Origin of the sequence: Zunongwangia atlantica 22II14-10F7, from assembly GCF_002094855.1 — a bacterium.
GTDB classification, from domain to species: domain Bacteria; phylum Bacteroidota; class Bacteroidia; order Flavobacteriales; family Flavobacteriaceae; genus Zunongwangia; species Zunongwangia atlantica.
Genome location: NZ_ARYN01000017.1, coordinates 1 through 19,092, shown reverse-complemented (window position 1 = coordinate 19,092; position 19,092 = coordinate 1). Strand labels below are relative to the sequence as shown.

At 40.0% G+C, this 19,092-nt stretch carries 19 protein-coding genes; all 19 read left to right on the top strand.

Annotated features, from left to right (window positions below; translation table 11 throughout):
• Positions 1–18: 18 nt before the first annotated feature.
• The 19 genes from IIF7_RS16830 to IIF7_RS21155 all read left to right on the top strand — a co-directional run bounded on the left by IIF7_RS16830 (position 19) and on the right by IIF7_RS21155 (position 19,088).
• Complete coding sequence (locus tag IIF7_RS16830) at positions 19–4,452, top strand: CusA/CzcA family heavy metal efflux RND transporter (protein WP_075325750.1); 4,434 nt, start codon at positions 19–21, stop codon at positions 4,450–4,452.
• Between the two features lie 22 nt (positions 4,453–4,474).
• Positions 4,475–5,725 (top strand): efflux RND transporter periplasmic adaptor subunit, encoded by a 1,251-nt coding sequence (locus IIF7_RS16825; protein ID WP_173636774.1) that lies wholly within the window; start codon positions 4,475–4,477, stop codon positions 5,723–5,725.
• A gap of 95 nt (positions 5,726–5,820) precedes the next feature.
• Positions 5,821–6,150: a P-II family nitrogen regulator gene (locus IIF7_RS16820; RefSeq protein WP_057482983.1), complete on the top strand. Its 330-nt coding sequence runs from the start codon at positions 5,821–5,823 to the stop codon at positions 6,148–6,150.
• Positions 6,151–6,174: 24 nt separating this feature from the next.
• Complete coding sequence (locus tag IIF7_RS16815) at positions 6,175–6,597, top strand: Fur family transcriptional regulator (RefSeq protein WP_057482984.1); 423 nt, start codon at positions 6,175–6,177, stop codon at positions 6,595–6,597.
• Positions 6,598–6,623: 26 nt separating this feature from the next.
• Entirely contained in the window at positions 6,624–6,983 is a 360-nt protein-coding gene (locus tag IIF7_RS16810) for a SpoIIAA family protein (RefSeq protein ID WP_057482985.1), read from the top strand.
• A gap of 30 nt (positions 6,984–7,013) precedes the next feature.
• On the top strand, positions 7,014–7,232 hold the full coding sequence (locus tag IIF7_RS16805) for an SHOCT domain-containing protein (RefSeq protein WP_008615618.1): 219 nt from the start codon (positions 7,014–7,016) through the stop codon (positions 7,230–7,232).
• Between the two features lie 57 nt (positions 7,233–7,289).
• Positions 7,290–8,051: an AlbA family DNA-binding domain-containing protein gene (locus IIF7_RS16800; protein WP_057482986.1), complete on the top strand. Its 762-nt coding sequence runs from the start codon at positions 7,290–7,292 to the stop codon at positions 8,049–8,051.
• Positions 8,052–8,328: 277 nt separating this feature from the next.
• Positions 8,329–10,881, top strand: a complete 2,553-nt coding sequence (locus tag IIF7_RS16795; protein WP_057482987.1) for a heavy metal translocating P-type ATPase — start codon at positions 8,329–8,331, stop codon at positions 10,879–10,881.
• Positions 10,882–10,916: 35 nt separating this feature from the next.
• Complete coding sequence (locus IIF7_RS16790) at positions 10,917–11,345, top strand: Fur family transcriptional regulator (RefSeq protein ID WP_057482988.1); 429 nt, start codon at positions 10,917–10,919, stop codon at positions 11,343–11,345.
• Positions 11,346–11,434: 89 nt separating this feature from the next.
• Positions 11,435–12,838, top strand: coding sequence for a dihydrolipoyl dehydrogenase (lpdA, locus tag IIF7_RS16785; RefSeq protein WP_057482989.1), 1,404 nt, complete (start codon positions 11,435–11,437; stop codon positions 12,836–12,838).
• Positions 12,839–12,935: 97 nt separating this feature from the next.
• Positions 12,936–14,285, top strand: a complete 1,350-nt coding sequence (gene nhaA / locus IIF7_RS16780; RefSeq protein WP_057482990.1) for a Na+/H+ antiporter NhaA — start codon at positions 12,936–12,938, stop codon at positions 14,283–14,285.
• 10 nt (positions 14,286–14,295) lie between these two features.
• A complete protein-coding gene (locus tag IIF7_RS16775) occupies positions 14,296–15,087 on the top strand; it encodes a cation transporter (RefSeq protein WP_217806691.1) in 792 nt (263 codons plus the stop codon).
• Between the two features lie 45 nt (positions 15,088–15,132).
• Positions 15,133–15,813, top strand: coding sequence for a lipoprotein signal peptidase (locus tag IIF7_RS16770; protein WP_041579156.1), 681 nt, complete (start codon positions 15,133–15,135; stop codon positions 15,811–15,813).
• A gap of 2 nt (positions 15,814–15,815) precedes the next feature.
• Positions 15,816–16,814 carry a sodium:calcium antiporter gene (locus IIF7_RS16765; RefSeq protein WP_013073444.1) on the top strand — a complete coding sequence of 333 codons (999 nt, stop codon included), beginning with the start codon at positions 15,816–15,818 and terminating at the stop codon, positions 16,812–16,814.
• A 3-nt stretch (positions 16,815–16,817) separates the two neighbouring features.
• Positions 16,818–17,003, top strand: coding sequence for a hypothetical protein (locus IIF7_RS16760; protein ID WP_013073443.1), 186 nt, complete (start codon positions 16,818–16,820; stop codon positions 17,001–17,003).
• A gap of 18 nt (positions 17,004–17,021) precedes the next feature.
• Entirely contained in the window at positions 17,022–18,338 is a 1,317-nt protein-coding gene (locus IIF7_RS16755) for an APC family permease (RefSeq protein ID WP_013073442.1), read from the top strand.
• Positions 18,339–18,347: 9 nt separating this feature from the next.
• Positions 18,348–18,524, top strand: a complete 177-nt coding sequence (locus tag IIF7_RS20880; protein WP_013073441.1) for a hypothetical protein — start codon at positions 18,348–18,350, stop codon at positions 18,522–18,524.
• An 18-nt stretch (positions 18,525–18,542) separates the two neighbouring features.
• Positions 18,543–18,899, top strand: a complete 357-nt coding sequence (locus tag IIF7_RS16750; protein WP_008615606.1) for a SpoIIAA family protein — start codon at positions 18,543–18,545, stop codon at positions 18,897–18,899.
• 57 nt (positions 18,900–18,956) lie between these two features.
• Positions 18,957–19,088: a universal stress protein gene (locus tag IIF7_RS21155; RefSeq protein ID WP_262508199.1), complete on the top strand. Its 132-nt coding sequence runs from the start codon at positions 18,957–18,959 to the stop codon at positions 19,086–19,088.
• Positions 19,089–19,092 lie beyond the last annotated feature (4 nt).

Below are 19,092 nucleotides of genomic sequence, written 5' to 3'. Positions count from 1 at the left end.
AATTAAATTTTTATTTATATGATTAATAAGATAATCGCATTTTCCATTAATAATAAATTTATTATTGGACTACTTACCTTAGCGCTGATAGGGACGGGTATTTGGTCCATGATGACCGTCAACCTGGGATCGGTGCCAGATATTACTAACAATCAGGTTCAGGTGATCACCCAGTCGCCAAATCTTGCCACAGAAGATATTGAACAATTTGTAACCTATCCCGTAGAACTTTCGATGGGTAATTTACCTGGAGTTACAGAGATTCGCTCTATTTCACGGTTTGGACTTTCGGTAGTTACTATTGTTTTTAAAGATGATATGGGAACTTATCTCCCTCGTCAACTAGTACAGGAAAAACTTAATGAATTGGGAGAAACCATTCCCGATAAATTTGGAAGTCCTGCTATGGGACCTATTTCAACCGGATTGGGTCAAATTTATGAGTATACCATAAAGCCAAAGGAGGGATACGAAACTGAATATTCTCCCATGGAACTACGAACTATTCAGGACTGGATAATCAAGCGACAACTTACCTTGCTGGAAGGTGTGGTGGAAGTAAATTCTTTTGGAGGCTCCATAAAACAATATGAGGTAGCAATCAATCCTGAGAAATTAAACAGTATGGGTATAAGTATCTCTGAGGTTTATGAGGCGCTGGCCCGAAACAATGTGAATACCGGTGGAGCTTATATTGAGAAAAATAAAATGTCAAATTTTATTAGAGGTGAAGGTTTAATCCGTTCACTGGAGGATATAAGGAAAATTGCTATTACTACCGAAAATTCTATTCCGATAACTATTGGAGATGTTGCGGAAGATGTTCAGTTTGGAAATCAGGTACGCTACGGAGCTTTCACTCAAGACGGAGAGGAAGCCGTAGGCGGGATAATAATGATGTTAAAAGGCGCCAATCCCAATGCCGTAATTCAGGATGTTAAAGATAGGATGGCAGAAGTTGAAAAGTCACTTCCTGAAGGTTTGACCATAGAGCCAATTATTGATCGGAGTGAATTAATAGCACGAACAACCGATACTGTTAAAACAAATTTACTGGAAGGTGCATTGATAGTGATTTTTGCCCTGGTATTGTTATTAGGTAGTCTAAGAGGTGGACTTATTACTGCTACCACTATTCCCTTATCACTGCTTTTTGCTTTTATTTTAATGAAACAATTCAATGTCTGGGCCAATCTAATGAGTTTGGGCGCTATTGACTTTGGAATCATTATAGACGGTGCAGTGATTATCATCGAGGGAACCGTGTATGAAATACAAAAACGGATAAGATCTGGCAAGGTGAAATTCAATCAGGCTAAAATGGATGAAGTAGCCTATGATGCTGGGAGCACGATGATGAGTTCCGCATTTTTTGGACAGATTATAATTCTTATTGTATTCACGCCTATACTTTTTCTTACGGGGGTAGAAGGTAAAATGTTTAAGCCGATGGCGTACACTTTCGGTTTTGCCATGATAGGTGCTATTTTCTTATGCCTTACCTATGTCCCTATGATGTCTGCCCTATTTATGAAACCCATTCAGAATAAAAAGAACTGGTTTGGAAGGTTTGAACGCTGGCTGGAAAGGATAAGTGATAAGATAATTGGTGGAATACAAAGGGTATATATGCCTTTACTGAAAGGGGCATTAAAACTGAAGCTCATTGTTGTAGGTGCTGCTGCTGTTCTACTTGTATTAGCCGGTTTCCTTTTTTCCAGAATGGGAGGAGAATTTGTGCCTCAACTGGATGAAGGGGATATTGCAATGCAGGCTTTAATCAGACCAGGAAGTTCATTAACAGAGTCTATTGAAGTTTCCAAAAAAATAGAAAATATCCTTCTAGAAAATTTTCCTGAAATTAAAACAGCAACAGCAAGAATTGGAGTAGCGGACATCCCAACAGATCCAATGCCGATGGATATCGCAGATATGTACCTGATTCTTGAAAAAGATAAGGATAATTGGACAACCGCTGAAACTAAAGAAGGACTTATAGCGCAAATCAAGGAAAAACTCAATAAAGAACTTACTGGGGTAAACCTTGTGTTTACGCAACCTGTAGAATTAAGGTTCAACGAATTATTAGAGGGGGTTAGAGAAGATATTGCGGTTAAACTATATGGAGAGGACCTGGGGGTGTTGTCGGAAAAGGTACAGGAAATGGCTAATATTATCCAGACCGTACCTGGAGCAGGAGATGTTAATCCTGAACGAACATCTGGGCTGCCACAAATGACCGTGAAATTTAACCGTGATAAAATTGCTCAATATGGCCTGGATATCCAAAAAGCAAATGATTATATAAGTACTGCTTTTGCGGGAGGAACCGCAGGAGTCATTTTTGAAGGAGAAAAGCGATTCGATTTAGTAGTAAGATTTGATGAAGAACATAGAAAGAATATTGATGACTTGCGTGGAATGTATATCGATCTTCCCGACGGAACTCAGGTACCGATAAAAGAAATAGCAGATATCGAATATGTTCCGGGCCCTATGCAAATTTCGAGAGATGATACCTACAGAAGAACCTATGTGGGTGTAAATGCCCGGGGAAGGGATGTAGAGTCAGTCGTTAATGATATTCAGCAAAGATTAGATGAAGAATTAGAATTACCTCCCGGGTATTATATAACTTATGGGGGGGAATTCGAAAATCTTCAGAGTGCTAAGGACCGCTTGATAATTGTTGTACCCATTGCCCTTTTCTTGATATTTGTTCTTCTATATTTTGCCCTAAAATCGTTTTCCCAATCTGTCATGATCTATATAGCCATACCCCTCGCTGCCATTGGAGGTGTTTTTGCCCTTTGGTTGCGGGGAATGCCATTCAGTATTTCTGCTGGGGTAGGTTTTATTGTATTATTCGGGGTTGCAGTTTTAAACGGGCTGGTACTAATAAATAGATTCAATTCTTTAAAAGAAGAAGGAGTAACCAGTATAAAAGATAGAATTTTTACAGGAACCAAAGAACGAATACGACCTATTATGTTAACAGCAACAACAGATATTTTCGGTTTTTTACCAATGGCATTTTCCACATCAGCCGGTGCAGAAGTTCAACAACCACTTGCTACGGTGGTTATAGGTGGGATGCTTACAGCTACACTGCTTACGCTGGTTGTATTACCAGTACTATATACCCTTGTAGAAAGAAAACGAGAGAAAAAAGAACAGAATAAACTAGGTTCTTCCAATTCGCGATCTTTAGCTACGATTTTGATAATTGGCTTAGTTTTAGGCGGAACCTTTTCTGTAAATGCACAATCTGATGCAATGTCATCTGAATATTCACAACAGGATTCTTTACAAACAATTAGTTTGGAGGATGCAAAAGAAATGGCAATCAAAAATTTTCCACAGCTCCAAGCTGCCCAGCTCGAAATTGAAAGTGAGGAAGTATTGCGCAAAACCGCCTTTGATTTTGGAAACACCCAAATCTTTACAGGAAAAGAAGAAGTAGGAAATGGCTCTGATGGGATCTATACCCAAATTGGCGTCCAACAACAAGGCATCGATATTTTCGGAATAGTGCCCCGGTTAAAACTACAGAAAGAAAGGGTGGCACTTGCTGAAAATGCCTTAGAGCTATCTACTATTGAAATTGAACGTGAAGTAAGCAGGGCCTGGACATCTGTTTATACAAGTAAAAAGAGGTATCAGGTATATAAGAAAATGGATTCTATTTTCGAAGATATTGAAAGGGCGGCTAGAATCAGGTATGAGACAGAAGCTACCTCTAAACTGGAATATCTTGCCACCTCAAATCAGGGGAATGAGGTGAAAATACAGTTAGAACAAGCTTATCGAGATTACCTGAAATCAATACAGCGCTTAAACCTATGGTTTGTTAGTGACACAATTTACGATGTACCAGATTTGCCTGCTGAAGCATTGGATGAACCTTTAAACTTTCTGGTAGAGTCTCTTGAAAATCATCCCTTACTACAGGTTTCAGAACAAAGAATTGACGTGGCAAAAGCGGTTACCAGAGAACGAAAATCTGAATTTTTGCCCAAATTTCAGGGTCAATACGGTAGGCAGGAAATAGCCGGGCAATCGGGTTTCTTTCAATATCAAATAGGAATTCAAATTCCACTGTTTTTTGGGCCGGAATTAGGCCGTACCCAGGAAGCACAAGTGAATCGAAAGATTGCAGAGCAAAACTTTTACCAGGATAAACTCGAACTGGAAATCGCCTATAAAAATATGCGGGAAGACTACATCAAATGGAGAAACTCATGGAATTATTATAGGGATGAAGCGCTTCCTTTAGCACAGGAACAACAGGATGGGTCGGTATTAGCATTTAAGGAAGGTGCTATAGATTACGTAACCTTCCTTCAAAATATAAGAGATGCCATTAGAATCGAAGTAAATGCCTGGAGTGCTTTTAACGATTATCTCGACAGCCGTTACCAACTGGAATATTACCTTAAGAATTCAAATTAAAAATTAAAATAAGAAAATCGATATGAATACAAGATCAATAAATATTTTAATGCTTGCCTTAACGCTCAGCATATTCTTTGGATGTAAAGAAAATCCTGAGGAAGGGGATGACGCTTCCAGTGAAACTGCAACTACTAATACCGAAGAAGGTGAAAATCACGGTGAGGAAGGAGATGAAGAACACGGTGAAGAAGAAGGCGGGATGCGTTCAGTACATCTTTCAGAGATGAAATTCAATAGTTTGGGCATCAAAGTAGATACCTTACCTAAAAAAGCTTTGTCCGGTATTGTGGAAGCCAATGGCCAGTTAGAAGTGCCGCCACAATATGAAGCTACCGTTACGGCAATTTTAGGCGGTAATATAACTTCTATAAAGGTTATTGAGGGGGATAAGGTAAATAAAGGTCAGGTGTTGGCTTATCTTTCTCACCCAAATTTAACCAGAATGCAGTCTGATTATATTAATGCATATAGTAGGATGCAATTTTTGGAAAAGGAATTTGAAAGACAGAAACGTTTATATGAAGCAGAGGTAGGATCTGGAAAAACTTTTCAACAGACCCAATCCGATTACCAGTCTGTACAAGGTGAAGTACGGGGGTACGAATCACAATTACGCCAGTTAAACCTAAATGCTTCCCAGGTTAGAGACGGTGAATTATATGAATATATTCCGGTAGTAAGCCCAATTGGAGGTTATATAGAAAAAGTACTGGTGCAGATAGGACAGTATGTGGAGCCGCAAACCAGCATGTTTATGGTAGTTGATAATGAACATGTTCATGCCGATCTAATGGTTTTTGAAAAAGATATTTATAAGGTGAAAGAAGGCCAAAAGATTGCGTTTACACTGGAATCGGTTCCAGGCAGTAATTTAACCGGGGAAATTTATTCAGTGGGGAAACAATTTGAACAAAACCCCAAAGCGGTACATGTGCATGCAGAAATCGATAATAAAGAAGATTTTCTAATTCCGGGGATGTATATAAACGGAAAAATCAGGACGGGTGAAGAAGCTGTTCCTGCCTTACCGGAAGAAGCAATAATTGAAGAAGAAGGAAATCCCTACATCTTTACGGCCCAAAAACACCAGGAAGATGGTGAAACCGAGTGGGAATTGAAACCGGTGCAGGTAAGAACGGGAATAACTGAAGATGGTTGGGTTGAAATTAAACTGCTGGAGCCTCTGCCTGAAGGTACTTTGGTTGCTTATAATAATGCCTATTATCTGGTCTCTGAAATGCAGAAAAGCCAGACTTCCCATGGTCATTAAATTAAAAAAAATAGATGGATGGACTCTCTGTTAAATGTTTGTCTTGATTAAAATTCCAGAGGGTTCATCCTTAATACTAAATTAAAACCACAGTAATGAAAGAAATAAAAGCATTTATAAAGCCAAAACGGGTTCAAATAGTGATAGAATCCCTTAGCGAAAGCGGATTCAAAAGTATGACGCTGTCTCAGGGGGAAGGTACCGGAGCATTTAAAGCAAAAGGCGCATCACCTTCTTTAGATTTCCGTGTAACCGACAGCCCGGTGGTAAAGTTAGAACTGGTATGTCAAAATGAAGAAGCACAATCGGCTATCAATATCATCCTGGAAAACGGGAAAACACCGGATCCAGGTGATGGCATCATTTATTTGTCTGACATTGAAGATGCTTTCAAGATAAAAACCGGGGAATCCTTAAAGCGTTAAATTTTCTAAACCCTTTTACGCCCAATGGAAAAAATAGTAAAAAAGTTAGAAAGCAAAGGCATCCGCCCTACGGCAATGCGCCTGATGACCTATAAACGGTTGGCACAATTGAATGTGGCCATTAGTTTAGGCGACCTTGGGAAAGATTTCGAAAGCTCGGAAAGGAGTACGCTTTTCCGTACTATGAAGACATTTGAAGAAAAAGGAATTGTGCATCAAATTGAGGATGGCACCGGCATCATTAAATATGCCCTGTGTGAAGACAATTGTGAATGCGAGGTGGGTAACGACCTTCACTTACATTTTCATTGCAATAGTTGCGGGGAAACCGTGTGCCTTACAGAACATAAAATCCCTCAGATAAATCTGCCCGAAGGTTACGTGGCAGAGGATATTAATCTGGTGGCTAAGGGAGTCTGTGAGAAATGTAGCAATGACTTGGATTAAGTTTTTTGATTTAAAAAATTGGAACAATGATGAAAATTTATAAAAAAGAAAACAAGGTATATATGGTAGCTCAAAATAGATTGGATGCTACCGATTATGACAATTTGATATCTCAATTAAAAAACCATATACAGGCAAACCATAAAGTATACTGGTATATTGAAATGGAAAATTTTGAGGGGTGGACTGCAAGTGCGTATTGGAAGGGCATTGAACTGAAACTTCCGAATGAAGAACGCGTTAAAAAGGTTGCATTGGTGGGAATTACAAAATGGCAGGAACAGTTTACCGAAGTTTTGATACCCTTTACAAAGGCACATATTAAATTCTTTAGCCTTGAAGAAAAACATTTGGCCAAGGAATGGATGGAGAAAGGAAATCATTAAAAAAGTTAAATAAATTTAAACAGAAAGATTATGATGGACAACTGGAATTTTGGGGGAATGCACTGGATATGGTGGGGGCTTTGGATAATCCTCATCTTTTGGATATTCTTAATTCCTTATCCCACCCCGGGACAAAATAGACGGAAGGATAAGGCTATGGAAGCCCTGAGAGAACGATACGCCCGGGGCGAGATAAGCGATGAGGAATTTGAACAAAAGAAGAAAGTCCTTCAGGATAAGAAGAAGTAGTTATAAGGCACAGGCATCGAAAGCGATGGCACCTATGGCTTATAAAAGAAGGTAAAAATGAAAAAACGCAAAGTATTTGTTTTTATATTCATTGGATTAGCCCTTGGCTTATTTATAATACAGCCCCTGGTTATTTCACTCCACATGTATGACATGCAGGGAGGTAATGGCGAATGGTGGAAATCTCTGCTTGCTTCATATCAGCAGGAAGTTAGTTCATGGGATTTGGATCAAGCCATCATCAAATTGCTATTTGGACTGCTGGGCATTGCCTTGTCGCTTATGTTTATGGTCAGGCAAAGAATATTTCAATTGACCGGAAGAAGAGATAAGCTGGAGGAGATCAGGGAGCTGATTGCGGCAGGAGAAAACCAGCAAGTAGAATTTAAATCTACCTTGAGATGGGATTTGAGGCAGTTTAAACCGAATAAGGCTTTGGAGGACGTAATAGCAAAAACAATTGCCGGGTTTATGAACACCCAAGAAGGGCATTTAATTATCGGAATTGATGATGAAGGTAGTATTCTGGGGCTGGAACAGGATTGCGGTACTTTAAAAAAACCTGGCAAGGACGGGTTTGAGCAATATATAATGCAATTGGTGTCCCTCAAGTTCGGCACTCATTTTTGCCCTTTGGTTAAAGTGGCCTTTTACCAATTCGAAGAAAAGGATATCTGTTATGTAAGGGTTCACAAATCACAAAAACCTGTGTATTTGAATTTGGGCGATCGTTCGCATTTCTTTATCAGAACCGGGAACGGAACCCGCGAGTTGGATATGCCTGAGGCTCTGGAGTATTTGGAGATACACTTAAATTAATATAAACCCTATAAAATTGAAAAAATGATATAGGTATTGGACATAGAAAAAGAAAACTTGATTGCTGCTAAAATCAATGGTAGAATCACGAAGAAGGATATAAAAAACCCATCCGCTAATCCACAATATCATCGAAAAAAGTCATAAAATTTGTAGGCGAAAAAAATAGCAGGAATGGGTCGTTAAAGCTACTCATTTCTTTACCGGTTCAGAAGTCAAATATTTTGACCTTCAGGATAAGGAACAAGCAAAAAACTGGATACAAATAACTAAGGATATGAAAAAACTAAAAATCAAAATTCCCGTAATCCTTCCACAGGTACCTAATGAAAAAGACGCTTGTGTGGAAAGGCTAATTAAGGAACTGGAAGCCGAAAATGGCCTTGAAAAAGTCCACATAGCGGATGATCAGGAAGATACGGTGCCACAATTGTGCTTTCATTACGATCCGGATATAATTTCTATTGACCGCATTCAATCATTGGCAGAAAGAACCGGGGCTGAAATTACCGCGAAATATGGACATTTGCTTATAGAGGTTGAGGGGATTAGACATACCCGGCATGCAAGGACTATAGAAAAGAGTCTGTTGAATATCAATGGTGTTTTGGAAGCTTCCGCCAATGCCGGAGGAATGATCCGTTTAGAATATGATAAACGGGAAACAAGTTTTGATGAGATAACTACAAAGCTCGAAAAAGAAAACCTACAAGTTAAAAAAAGCTCCTCTGCTGAGAATAAGGGCTTTAAATCTGCCGAAAAGAATCCTCAAAATTTAAATAAAGAAAAGGTAAGGGATATAGAAGAACAAAAGCATAAAGATACTGATCTCCAGAATCATAGAGAAGCGGATAGCCACGGGGCCGGGGAAGAACATTCCCACGCCCACGGAGGTATTTTTGGGAAAAACACCGAACTTATTTTTGCTATTATTTGTGGTGCTCTTTTGGGTATTGGTTTTGGTTTGTCCTACGTAACATCAATACCGGAATGGGTCAGCTTATCCCTATACATAGGTGCCTACTTTTTTGGAGGTTACTTTACAGCAAAAGAAGCCATACAGACCGTAGCCAAAGGTGGATTTGAAATTGATTTTCTCATGTTGGTCGCAGCTATAGGAGCAGCTATTCTTGGGGAATGGGCTGAAGGAGCTTTGTTATTATTTCTCTTTAGCCTGGGGCATGCCTTGGAGCATTATGCAATGAACAAAGCACGAAAATCTATAGCTGCACTGGCAGAACTGGCGCCAAAAACAGCTTTGGTTAAGAAAAATGGTAAAACGGAAGAAGTTGGTATCGAAAAACTCAATATTGGGGATATCATTGTGGTGAAACCAAATAGTAAAATATCTGCAGATGGCGTAGTGGTAGATGGGCAGAGTAGTGTTAACCAGGCTCCAATAACCGGGGAGAGTGTACCGGTAGATAAAGTTCCCGTAGAAGATGTTGAGAAGGATTACTCAGAGGTAGATGATATTAAAGATGAAAACCGCGTTTTTGCCGGAACGATCAATGGGAACAATACTTTGGAGATTAAAGTTATCAAAGCAGCCAAAGATTCAACGCTTTCCCGATTGGTGAAACTGGTTAACGAAGCTCAGACTCAAAAATCGCCTACCCAGTTGCTCACCGATAAATTTGAAAAATATTTTGTGCCGTCCGTCCTTATTTTGGTCGGGATTCTTTTGTTTGCTTTTTTAGTTATTGACGAACCCTTTAGCGCCAGCTTTTACAGGGCGATGGCCGTATTAGTAGCTGCAAGTCCCTGTGCGTTGGCAATCTCGACCCCAAGTGCTGTATTAAGTGGAGTGGCCAGAGCTGCCCGTGGCGGGGTATTAATTAAAGGAGGGCGCCCTCTGGAGGACCTGGGGGTTATTACCGCCCTAGCCTTTGATAAAACCGGAACTCTAACGGAAGGAAAGCCAAAACTTACCCAAGTGGTGCCACTTGGGGATATTTCAGACAATGAACTTCTCAAAATAGCAGTAGCCGTGGAAGGTCTTAGTGATCACCCCCTGGCCAAAGCTGTAGTTCGTGATGGAAAAGAGCGTCTGGAAGGCGAGGAAATCCCAAATGCCTCTAATTTAGAGGCAGTTCTGGGTAAAGGGATTAAAGCATCATTTGGCAATGATAAAATCTATATAGGTAACCTCGACCTGTACGAAGGGCTTGATGAGAGTACACCTTCCGAAAAAATAGCTACGAAAGTGCGTGGTCTTGAAGGTGGTGGAAATACAACAATGCTTATACGAAAAAATGAAGAATATATAGGCATCATTGCATTAATGGATACCCCTCGTGAAGCCGCCAAGGGAACCCTTAAAAAATTAAAAGAAATAGGAATTAAACGAATGATCATGCTTACTGGTGATAACCAGAAGGTAGCAGACGCAGTAGCAGAAGAAATAGGATTGACCGATGCCTGGGGTAGTTTATTACCGGAAGAAAAAGTGGATGCTATAAAAGAATTAAAAGAAAAGGAATCCAAGGTGGCAATGGTGGGCGATGGCGTTAATGATGCCCCTGCCATGGCAAACAGCACTGTAGGAATAGCTATGGGTGCTGCGGGAAGTGATGTAGCCCTGGAAACGGCGGATATTGCGCTAATGGCCGATAAGTTGGAAACCCTGCCCTTTGCCATAGGTTTAAGCAGGAAGGCAAAGGCGATTATCAGGCAAAACCTTTGGGTTAGCCTTGGTATTGTGGCCCTGCTTATACCTTCAACCATATTCGGCTTGGCAAATATTGGAGTGGCGGTAGTAATCCATGAAGGTTCGACGCTTCTGGTGGTTTTTAATGCGTTAAGGCTTTTGGCTTATAAAAAAGATTAGATCCGGACTTAGACTGTTTTTCGAAAGAATATAAAATGACAAAAACGGAAAAAAAATTATCGTCAAAAGGGATACGTCCCACTGAAATGAGGTTGAAAATTTACAAATACCTCAAAAGGAAAACTTATGCAGTAAGTTTAAATGAAATGCAAAAAGTCTTTATCAATAAAAATATCAAAACAGCCAATAAGACCACTTTCTACAGGGCGATAAAGCTCTTTGAGAAAAAAAGCATGGTGCACCAAATTGACGATGGAACTGCTTTTGCAAAATATGCGATTTCCGATGAAAACGCCAAAGGTAAACACAGTACAGATTTACATATGCACTTTCATTGTACCAATTGTAAGAAAACAATCTGTTTACCAAATAAAATATCGGAAGAGAGTTTGCCAAACCAGTATGAGGTGAACGATGTGAACCTAGTTTTAAAAGGGATATGTAAAAACTGTAGTAAAAAATAATAGGTGGGAGTGCCTTAAGCCTGAATCCCAGCCCCCAATGGTCAAGCTTAAGGTTTTTTCCACCGTAACTAACTTAAAAAAATGTGAATATGGAAAAATTTGATGTAACTATAATAGGATCTGGCCCGGGCGGGTATGTAAGTGCGATCCGTTGCGCCCAATTAGGATTAAAAGTAGCCATTATTGAAAGGTACAACACGCTTGGCGGCACCTGCCTTAACGTGGGCTGTATCCCGTCAAAAGCCTGGTTGGAAGCCTCTGAGCATTATTACAAACTCAAGCATCAATTCGAAAATTTTGGGATTGATGTTAAAGAGGCCAATGTCGATATCCTGAAAATGAACCAAAGGGTTCAGGATGTGGTACAGGAAATCATCAATGGTGTTGATTATCTGATGAAAAAGAACAAGGTTGCCGTCTATCAAGGCCACGGCACCATCAAGGACAAAAACACGATTGAGATTAAGGGCGGGGACAAAACGGAAACCATAACAACCGATAAAATCATCATTGCCACAGGGTCCAAACCCGCTTCACTGCCCAATATTAAAATAGACAAAAAGCGTATCATCTCTTCCACCGAAGCCCTTGCCCTACAGGAAATCCCCAAGCACTTAATGGTCGTTGGGGGTGGCGTTATCGGTGTTGAGATAGGTTCCGTATTCGCCCGCCTGGGTTCAAAGGTTTCCATAGTAGAATATTTTGATAGCCTTATCGCCACTATGGACGGCGCACTGGGACATCAATTGCACCGTTCCCTTAGAAAACAGGGAATTGATTTTTATTTGGAACATAAGGTGACAAACGCAACGGCAACTGAGGATAAAGTAGAATTGAAAGCGGAAAATCTTTCCGATAAAGAAGAAATGAGTTTAGATGGCGATTACTGTCTTATGGCCATTGGCCGAAAACCATACACCGCCAGTTTAGGGCTTGAAAATATAGGAGTGGAAACCAATGAGAAAGGACAGATAACGGTAGATAAAAACCTTGAAACCAATGTCAAGGGTGTGTATGCCATTGGGGATGTAATCCGGGGGGCAATGCTTGCCCATAAAGCCAGTGAAGAAGGCGTTTTTGTAGCCGAAAGCATAGCAGGTCAAAAGCCACATATCAATTATTCCCTTATCCCAAATATCGTGTACACCCAGCCTGAGGTCGCCGGTGTAGGCTTGACGGAAGAAGAACTGAAGAAGACCAATAGAAGTATAAAAACGGGCTCTTTTCCCTATAAGGCAAACGCACGGGCGAAGATAAGTATGGATACGGATGGTTTTATCAAGGTAATCGCAGATAAGGAAACCGATGAGATATTGGGCGTGCATATGATAGGCCCTCGCATAGCAGACAGTTATACCGAAGCGGTGGTAGCGATGGAATTTAGGGCGGCTGCCGAGGATATTGCAAGAATGTCACACGGTCACCCCACATTTTCCGAGACCTTTAAGGAGGCCTGTCTGGCAGCTACCGAAGACAGGGCGTTGCATATTTAAAGTTGACCTAACAGTAAGTTCTTAAAAATTAAGACGCTACTGAGCTTTTTGAAATATTAAGGTTTAAGTAATGAACTCAAAAAACAGATAAGATAAAATGGGGCAATCAGTTCGAAATCAATCCACTATTGGGTATATCAGGGAAACGGCAACAAAGTTCCTCGACAGGGAAACAGCTGGGGGGATTTTTTTAATAATTGCTACTATAGTTGCCCTTCTTTTAGCTAATTCAAAGTGGGCAGGTGCCTATCATCATTTTCTTGGCGATGAATTGCTTTTTGAATTTTCCGAGCATCTTAGTTTTGGGCTAACAATTGAAGAATGGATCAATGATGGCCTAATGGCAATTTTCTTTTTGGTTGCCGGCCTTGAATTGAAGAGGGAGGTTATGGTGGGGGAATTATCTTCAATTAAAAAAGCCTCAGCCCCATTGTTGGCAGCTTTAGGTGGCATGGCAGTTCCGGCCCTCATTTTTATTAGCCTAAATTTAGGCACTGAAAATATAAAGGGTTGGGGCATCCCTATGGCTACCGATATCGCATATTCACTAGGGATTATTGGCCTACTGGGAAAAAATGTCCCCAGGCAGTTAAAAACATTTTTAATAGCCCTCGCTATTGCTGACGATATAGGTGCCATATTGGTGATAGCATTGTTTTATAGCAACGAGTTGAGCTGGATATACCTTGGATCGGGCATGGGGGCATTTGGGTTATTATTATTAATGAATTGGACTGGGATCAAAAATTTGATTTGGTATATTATTATTGGGATCATCTTATGGTATTGCTTCCTTAATTCGGGGATCCATCCAACTATTGCGGGAGTACTTTTTGCCATTACCATTCCAATAGTGCCCAAATTAGACAGTAAAATATTAAAAGAAAGGACCGCCACAAACGTTACTAATCTTGAGAAAACAGAGCTGGAAAAATTAAATCCTCTTCAGGATAAAAAACAACAAATAATTTTAAAAGCTATTAAAACAGATACTGAGAATTCAAGGCCTCCTTTGCTCAAACTGGAAAATTCCCTTGTTGATTTCAATGCTTTCTTTATCATTCCAATTTTTGCAGTCGCGAATGCGGGAGTAAAGCTCGATGTAAATTTAATTGAGGTTGTTTCCGGTTCTTTAGGGCTGGGGATCCTTTTGGGATTAGCTATTGGGAAAGTAACAGGGATTGGTATTTTTACATTGATCGGGCAAAAACTTGGAGTTTCCGAATTACATATTACACTAAACTGGAAACATATAATTGGAATTGGTATGATCGCGGGAATTGGCTTTACCATGTCCCTTTTTATTACCAATCTCGCATTTAATGATCAGGAATTGATTAAAATTTCGAAAATAAGCATTTTGATAGCTTCATTACTTGCAGCTATTGGCGGTGCGGTAATTCTCTTATTAACTTCCAATAAAGGAAGGAAAAATATAGTTAAGTGATATGGGAGAAATGAACAAAAGTACTTTTATAGTAAGTCAAATGGACTGTCCTTCAGAAGAACAGATGATCCGGATGAAATTGGAATCTTATGCTCAAGTGAAATATTTGGATTTTGATATACCCAATCGAAAACTTGAAGTATATCACCTTGAAGGGAATGAGGAAATCAAAGCCTCGATTTCAGAATTAAAATTAGGTGATAAATTTATGGGGACCGAAGAAGCCGAGCCTCCCGTAATAGAAGACCAATCCAAACAGAAAACAATCCTTTGGTGGGTCCTGGGGATAAATTTCGGCTTTTTCATTATCGAAATGACCACGGGGTGGATTTCTTCTTCTATGGGCCTAATTGCAGATTCTTTGGATATGCTGGCAGATTCGATAGTATATGCGCTAAGTTTATTTGCAGTAGGTGGTGCCATTTCCAGAAAAAAGAAGGTGGCAAAATTCAGCGGCTACTTTCAAATTGCATTGGCAACACTTGGTTTTGCAGAGGTATTAAGAAGGTTTTTTACAAGTAGTGAAACACCAATGTTCGAATGGATGATCATAGTTTCCATTTTAGCCTTACTGGGGAACCTTATTTCGCTCTGGTTGATAAATAAGGCCAAAAGTAAGGAGGCGCATATGCAGGCCAGTGCTATTTTTACGTCCAATGATATCATCGTAAACGGCGGGGTGATACTGGCCGGGGTGCTGGTCTATTTTCTGGATAGCAAATGGCCCGATTTGGTAATTGGCGGCATCGTTTTCACGTTTGTAATGCGGGGCGCCATAAGAATTTTAAAATTATCTAAATAATGCAAATATATGTTGCACAAGACGTTGGGCAAGAATAAGGAAATTATGAATAAAAGTAGTGTAGCATTATTAATTTTACTGTTGTTGGTAATAGACCAGGCCATAAAGATTTATGTGAAGACCCATTTTTATTATGGCGAGGAATATTTTGTGTTTGGCCTGGATTGGTTTCGCTTACATTTTTTGGAGAATGCCGGCATGGCCTGGGGCTTTAAATTTGGCGAAGGTTATCTGGCCAAATTTGTTTTAATACTATTTCGCTTCGTAGCCGTTATTTGGGGGACCTTTTATATCAAAAAGATGATACGTGAAGGATATGCAAAAGTCTTTATAATCTGTGCCGCATTTATATACGCAGGTGCATTGGGCAATTTGATTGACGGTGCATTTTACGGACTGATTTTTGAAAAAAGTGATCCCGCACTTCGCAATATTGCAGAAATATTCTCCTCAGGCGGTGGTTATGCCGGATTTTTAAATGGCAATGTGGTGGATATGTGGTACTTCCCTATTATTGATACAAGGCTTCCGGAATGGCTGCCATTATGGGGAGGTAATGAATTTACTTTTTTCGACCCTGTATTCAATACCGCAGATGTTTGGATTAGCACGGGAGTGATTTTACTCCTGATCTTTCAAAGCCAACAAAAAAAAGACCAGAAAATATCGGATAAGAAAAAGTTGAAATATACTGAAAGTAACAGGACAATTATAAAAATCGATTAGTTATGAACGCTTGGCTTTGGGTAGTAGTATTGGGATTGGCAGCTTGGGCTGCCCATTGGGGTGCTGATCAACTCCTTACCCCTTTAAAGATGCTGCGCAAACAATGGGGGCTTACTGCTTCTGCAGGGGCAGCTTTCCTGGCTATTGTAACAGCGAGCCCTGAAGTGGCGATAAATATTACGAGCGCCGCCCGTGGGGTATCTGATATCGGGTTGGGGAATTTGCTTGGTTCCAATATCATTTCCATTCCGCTCATGGTAACCATTGCATACTTTGCTTCCAGAAGAAAGTTTAAAAACAATAAGGAGCATCAAAAACATTTGGATGCCAACCTGCTGGCCCTGAACAAACGTTCCGTCTCGGTATTATCTATCCCCTATCTGGTAATTATCGGGTTGGTGGCTATATTAACGCTTCCCAAAGCCTGGCGTGGATTACAACCCATTGATGGGTGGATCATGCTGGCTGCCTATGCGGCTTTTTTAACGCATGCCATTATAAAAGGCAGGGAAAAGGGTCAGAAGGTAGAATGGGATAAAAAGAAAATATGGCTTTCGGTTGCAGGGGCCCTGGCCATAGCCGTGGGGGCTTTTTTTATTGTAAAAGCTACCGAAAATATTGTTTCGGCACTGAATATTTCCGAAATTGTTGGAGGGTTGTTTATCACCGGAATTATGACTACCGCCCCTGAAATATTCAAAACATGGAGTGTGGTAAAGGGAGGTGAAGTGACTGCGGGTACCACCAGTGTGATTGCAGATAATGCCGTTACCATGACAGTGGCATTTTTCCCCCTGGCACTGGTAACGACCCCAATCGAAGATTTCCAGTTGTTTTGGGTCAACCTGGCTTTTGTAGGACTGATGCCGCTTTTATATTCAGTATTTGTCCATCAAAGCAAGGAACTTCACGGGTTCAGCAGATGGCAGATATTCGTTTTCGATGCAGCGTATATTGTATATCTTTTAACTATGGTGTTTTTTGTTCTAAAACTATTTTAAAAAATGAAGGAGGATTTATTTAAGGATTACCAGGAGAGGCTTAATGTGCTGGATGAAAATATTAGAGCAGTAGCATTAAAATATGCAAGGGATTTCTATTTGAACAAAAATTGTTCAAAAGAAGAGGCTATTGAGCGTGGCATCGTAAAGGCAGAGATGGAAAAAAGGAATTTAGATAGAAATGGATAATATATTACTAATAGTATTATGGCAGAATTAAAAAAATCTCTGGGTACTCTTCGCCTTACTTTTTATGGTGTAGGTACCATTGTTGGTGCTGGAATATATACTGTAATTGGTGCAGCCGCTGGACAGGCGGGAACAGACCTTTGGTTGAGTTTTATTTTTGCCGCCATTGCGGCCAGTGTCTCGGCAATGTCGTATGCAGAGCTGTCCTCTACCTATCCTAATGCCGGTGCAGAATTCATTTTTGTACGGAAAGCTTTTCCAAAAATCGACATTCCATCTTTTCTAACAGGTTGGACGATTGCATTTCACAGTTCGGCCACCATCGCCGCGGTGCTACTTGCTTTTTCAGGGTATTTCAATACGTTTTTTAACATCCCTTCCTTACTGGTTAGCTATGCTGTGCTACTGATTCTTGCATTTATAAGCATTACGGGCATCAAAAAATCATCTACCGCCAATATCATTATGGTCAGTATTCAGCTATTGGGATTGTTTATTCTTATTGCGGTCGGACTTTTGGAAACAGGACCACCAAAATCAGAATTTTTTAAAGTGGAGTCCTTTTCCGGCACCCTGGCAGCGACTGCTACCTTATTTTTTGTTTATACCGGCTTTGAGCATATGGCAGCATTGGGTTCCGAGGTAAAAAATCCGGGCAAGACGATTCCGAGGGCATTTTTATTGACAATGGTGTTTACCACAATTATATACCTACTAATATCTTTTACGGTACTCAATATAAGTGACCCCGCAGAAATAGCAAAGGTAAATTCCCCATTGTCGCTGGCCGCTTCAAATTTAAATTCCTGGTTGCCCGTAGCCCTGGCAGTTGCGGCACTTTTTGCTACGGCTAATGCGGCTTTTAGTGGCATTATTTCCATTAGCAGGTTGCTTTTCGGTATGGCAAGCGTGGGCGAGCTTCCAAAATTTATGACCAAGACCAATGCACAGAAAGTACCCTGGGTAACTACACTGGTGGTTATGGCTGCGGTAGCGGCATTTTTGTTATTGGGAGATATTAAAATTGTCGCAGGAATGTCCTCTTTAGGGGCGTTACTCGTTTTTGTAGCTGTGAATATTGCACTCATCGTTTTGCGTTATAAAGCACCTGACAAAGAAAGACCTTTTAAAGTTCCCCTTTCCATAGGGAAAGTACCTATCCTACCCATTTTGGCCATAATTATTAGCCTGTCTCTGGTAGTTCAGTTTAACTGGCAGGTGTATGTTGCTTTTGTGGGAGCAATTATAGTGGGCATCGTGCTGGATTATTTTTTGGACAAAAAGTCAAAGAATGAGATGGATCCCGAAAAAGAAAAAGAACTGTTCAACCATTAAAATGAAGCTATGGAATGGACCTTTGAAGAATTTAAAACCAGTTTGGATGGCCTCCATCCTGCAGTGAAGCAAAAAGCCCTGGAAATTGCTAAAAGTCTGGTTATAGAAAAGAATTATACTAAGGGAAATGCCATAAAAGAAGGAATTATGAAAGCTGAAGAATGGTTTTACGATTTAGGCGGTTAATAATTAATAAAAATAGATATGTTACAAATTATAGAGATTTCAGGAGATAATATTATTGCAACCAGAGCATCGGGAGATTTATCCGAAATGGATATTGAGAAGGTACATCCCATTATTCATGCTATTTTGGACAAAGGATTAAACGTACGCTGGTATTTTGAAATGGAGAATTTTACCGGCTGGGATTTTCCAGGCCTGTGGGAAGATCTAAAAATGGATACTGCCCACGCAAAAGATTATGAAAAAATCGCCATGGTAGGTGATAAAAAATGGCAGGACTGGATTACAAAGTTCATGAAACCTTTTACCAATGCTGAAGTAAAATATTTTGACTTAGAGGAAAAGGAGATTGCCAAAAAGTGGATTAAACAATAAAGCTTTTATTTAAACAATTAATTGAAAAACTGAATGTATAATTAAAATTAAAAAACCATGAAAATAATAGTTCCGATTGATTTTAGTCAAAGTTCCAAAATTGGAGTTGAGTATGCCATAAAGGTGGCCGAATCTTTAAATTCAGAAATTATCTTTGTTCATGCCTATTCTTGCAAAAAACGGTCATAGTATA

Excerpts from the sequence above, each read along its gene's own strand:
- IIF7_RS16830 (WP_075325750.1), top strand. The coding sequence starts at position 19 with ATGATTAATAAGATAATCGCATTTTCCATTAATAATAAATTTATTATT.
- IIF7_RS16825 (WP_173636774.1), top strand. The coding sequence starts at position 4,475 with ATGAATACAAGATCAATAAATATTTTAATGCTTGCCTTAACGCTCAGC.
- IIF7_RS16820 (WP_057482983.1), top strand. The coding sequence starts at position 5,821 with ATGAAAGAAATAAAAGCATTTATAAAGCCAAAACGGGTTCAAATAGTG.
- IIF7_RS16815 (WP_057482984.1), top strand. The coding sequence starts at position 6,175 with ATGGAAAAAATAGTAAAAAAGTTAGAAAGCAAAGGCATCCGCCCTACG.
- IIF7_RS16810 (WP_057482985.1), top strand. The coding sequence starts at position 6,624 with ATGATGAAAATTTATAAAAAAGAAAACAAGGTATATATGGTAGCTCAA.
- IIF7_RS16805 (WP_008615618.1), top strand. The coding sequence starts at position 7,014 with ATGATGGACAACTGGAATTTTGGGGGAATGCACTGGATATGGTGGGGG.
- IIF7_RS16800 (WP_057482986.1), top strand. The coding sequence starts at position 7,290 with ATGAAAAAACGCAAAGTATTTGTTTTTATATTCATTGGATTAGCCCTT.
- IIF7_RS16795 (WP_057482987.1), top strand. The coding sequence starts at position 8,329 with ATGAAAAAACTAAAAATCAAAATTCCCGTAATCCTTCCACAGGTACCT.
- IIF7_RS16790 (WP_057482988.1), top strand. The coding sequence starts at position 10,917 with ATGACAAAAACGGAAAAAAAATTATCGTCAAAAGGGATACGTCCCACT.
- lpdA (WP_057482989.1), top strand. The coding sequence starts at position 11,435 with ATGGAAAAATTTGATGTAACTATAATAGGATCTGGCCCGGGCGGGTAT.
- nhaA (WP_057482990.1), top strand. The coding sequence starts at position 12,936 with ATGGGGCAATCAGTTCGAAATCAATCCACTATTGGGTATATCAGGGAA.
- IIF7_RS16775 (WP_217806691.1), top strand. The coding sequence starts at position 14,296 with ATGAACAAAAGTACTTTTATAGTAAGTCAAATGGACTGTCCTTCAGAA.
- IIF7_RS16770 (WP_041579156.1), top strand. The coding sequence starts at position 15,133 with ATGAATAAAAGTAGTGTAGCATTATTAATTTTACTGTTGTTGGTAATA.
- IIF7_RS16765 (WP_013073444.1), top strand. The coding sequence starts at position 15,816 with ATGAACGCTTGGCTTTGGGTAGTAGTATTGGGATTGGCAGCTTGGGCT.
- IIF7_RS16760 (WP_013073443.1), top strand. The coding sequence starts at position 16,818 with ATGAAGGAGGATTTATTTAAGGATTACCAGGAGAGGCTTAATGTGCTG.
- IIF7_RS16755 (WP_013073442.1), top strand. The coding sequence starts at position 17,022 with ATGGCAGAATTAAAAAAATCTCTGGGTACTCTTCGCCTTACTTTTTAT.
- IIF7_RS20880 (WP_013073441.1), top strand. The coding sequence starts at position 18,348 with ATGGAATGGACCTTTGAAGAATTTAAAACCAGTTTGGATGGCCTCCAT.
- IIF7_RS16750 (WP_008615606.1), top strand. The coding sequence starts at position 18,543 with ATGTTACAAATTATAGAGATTTCAGGAGATAATATTATTGCAACCAGA.
- IIF7_RS21155 (WP_262508199.1), top strand. The coding sequence starts at position 18,957 with ATGAAAATAATAGTTCCGATTGATTTTAGTCAAAGTTCCAAAATTGGA.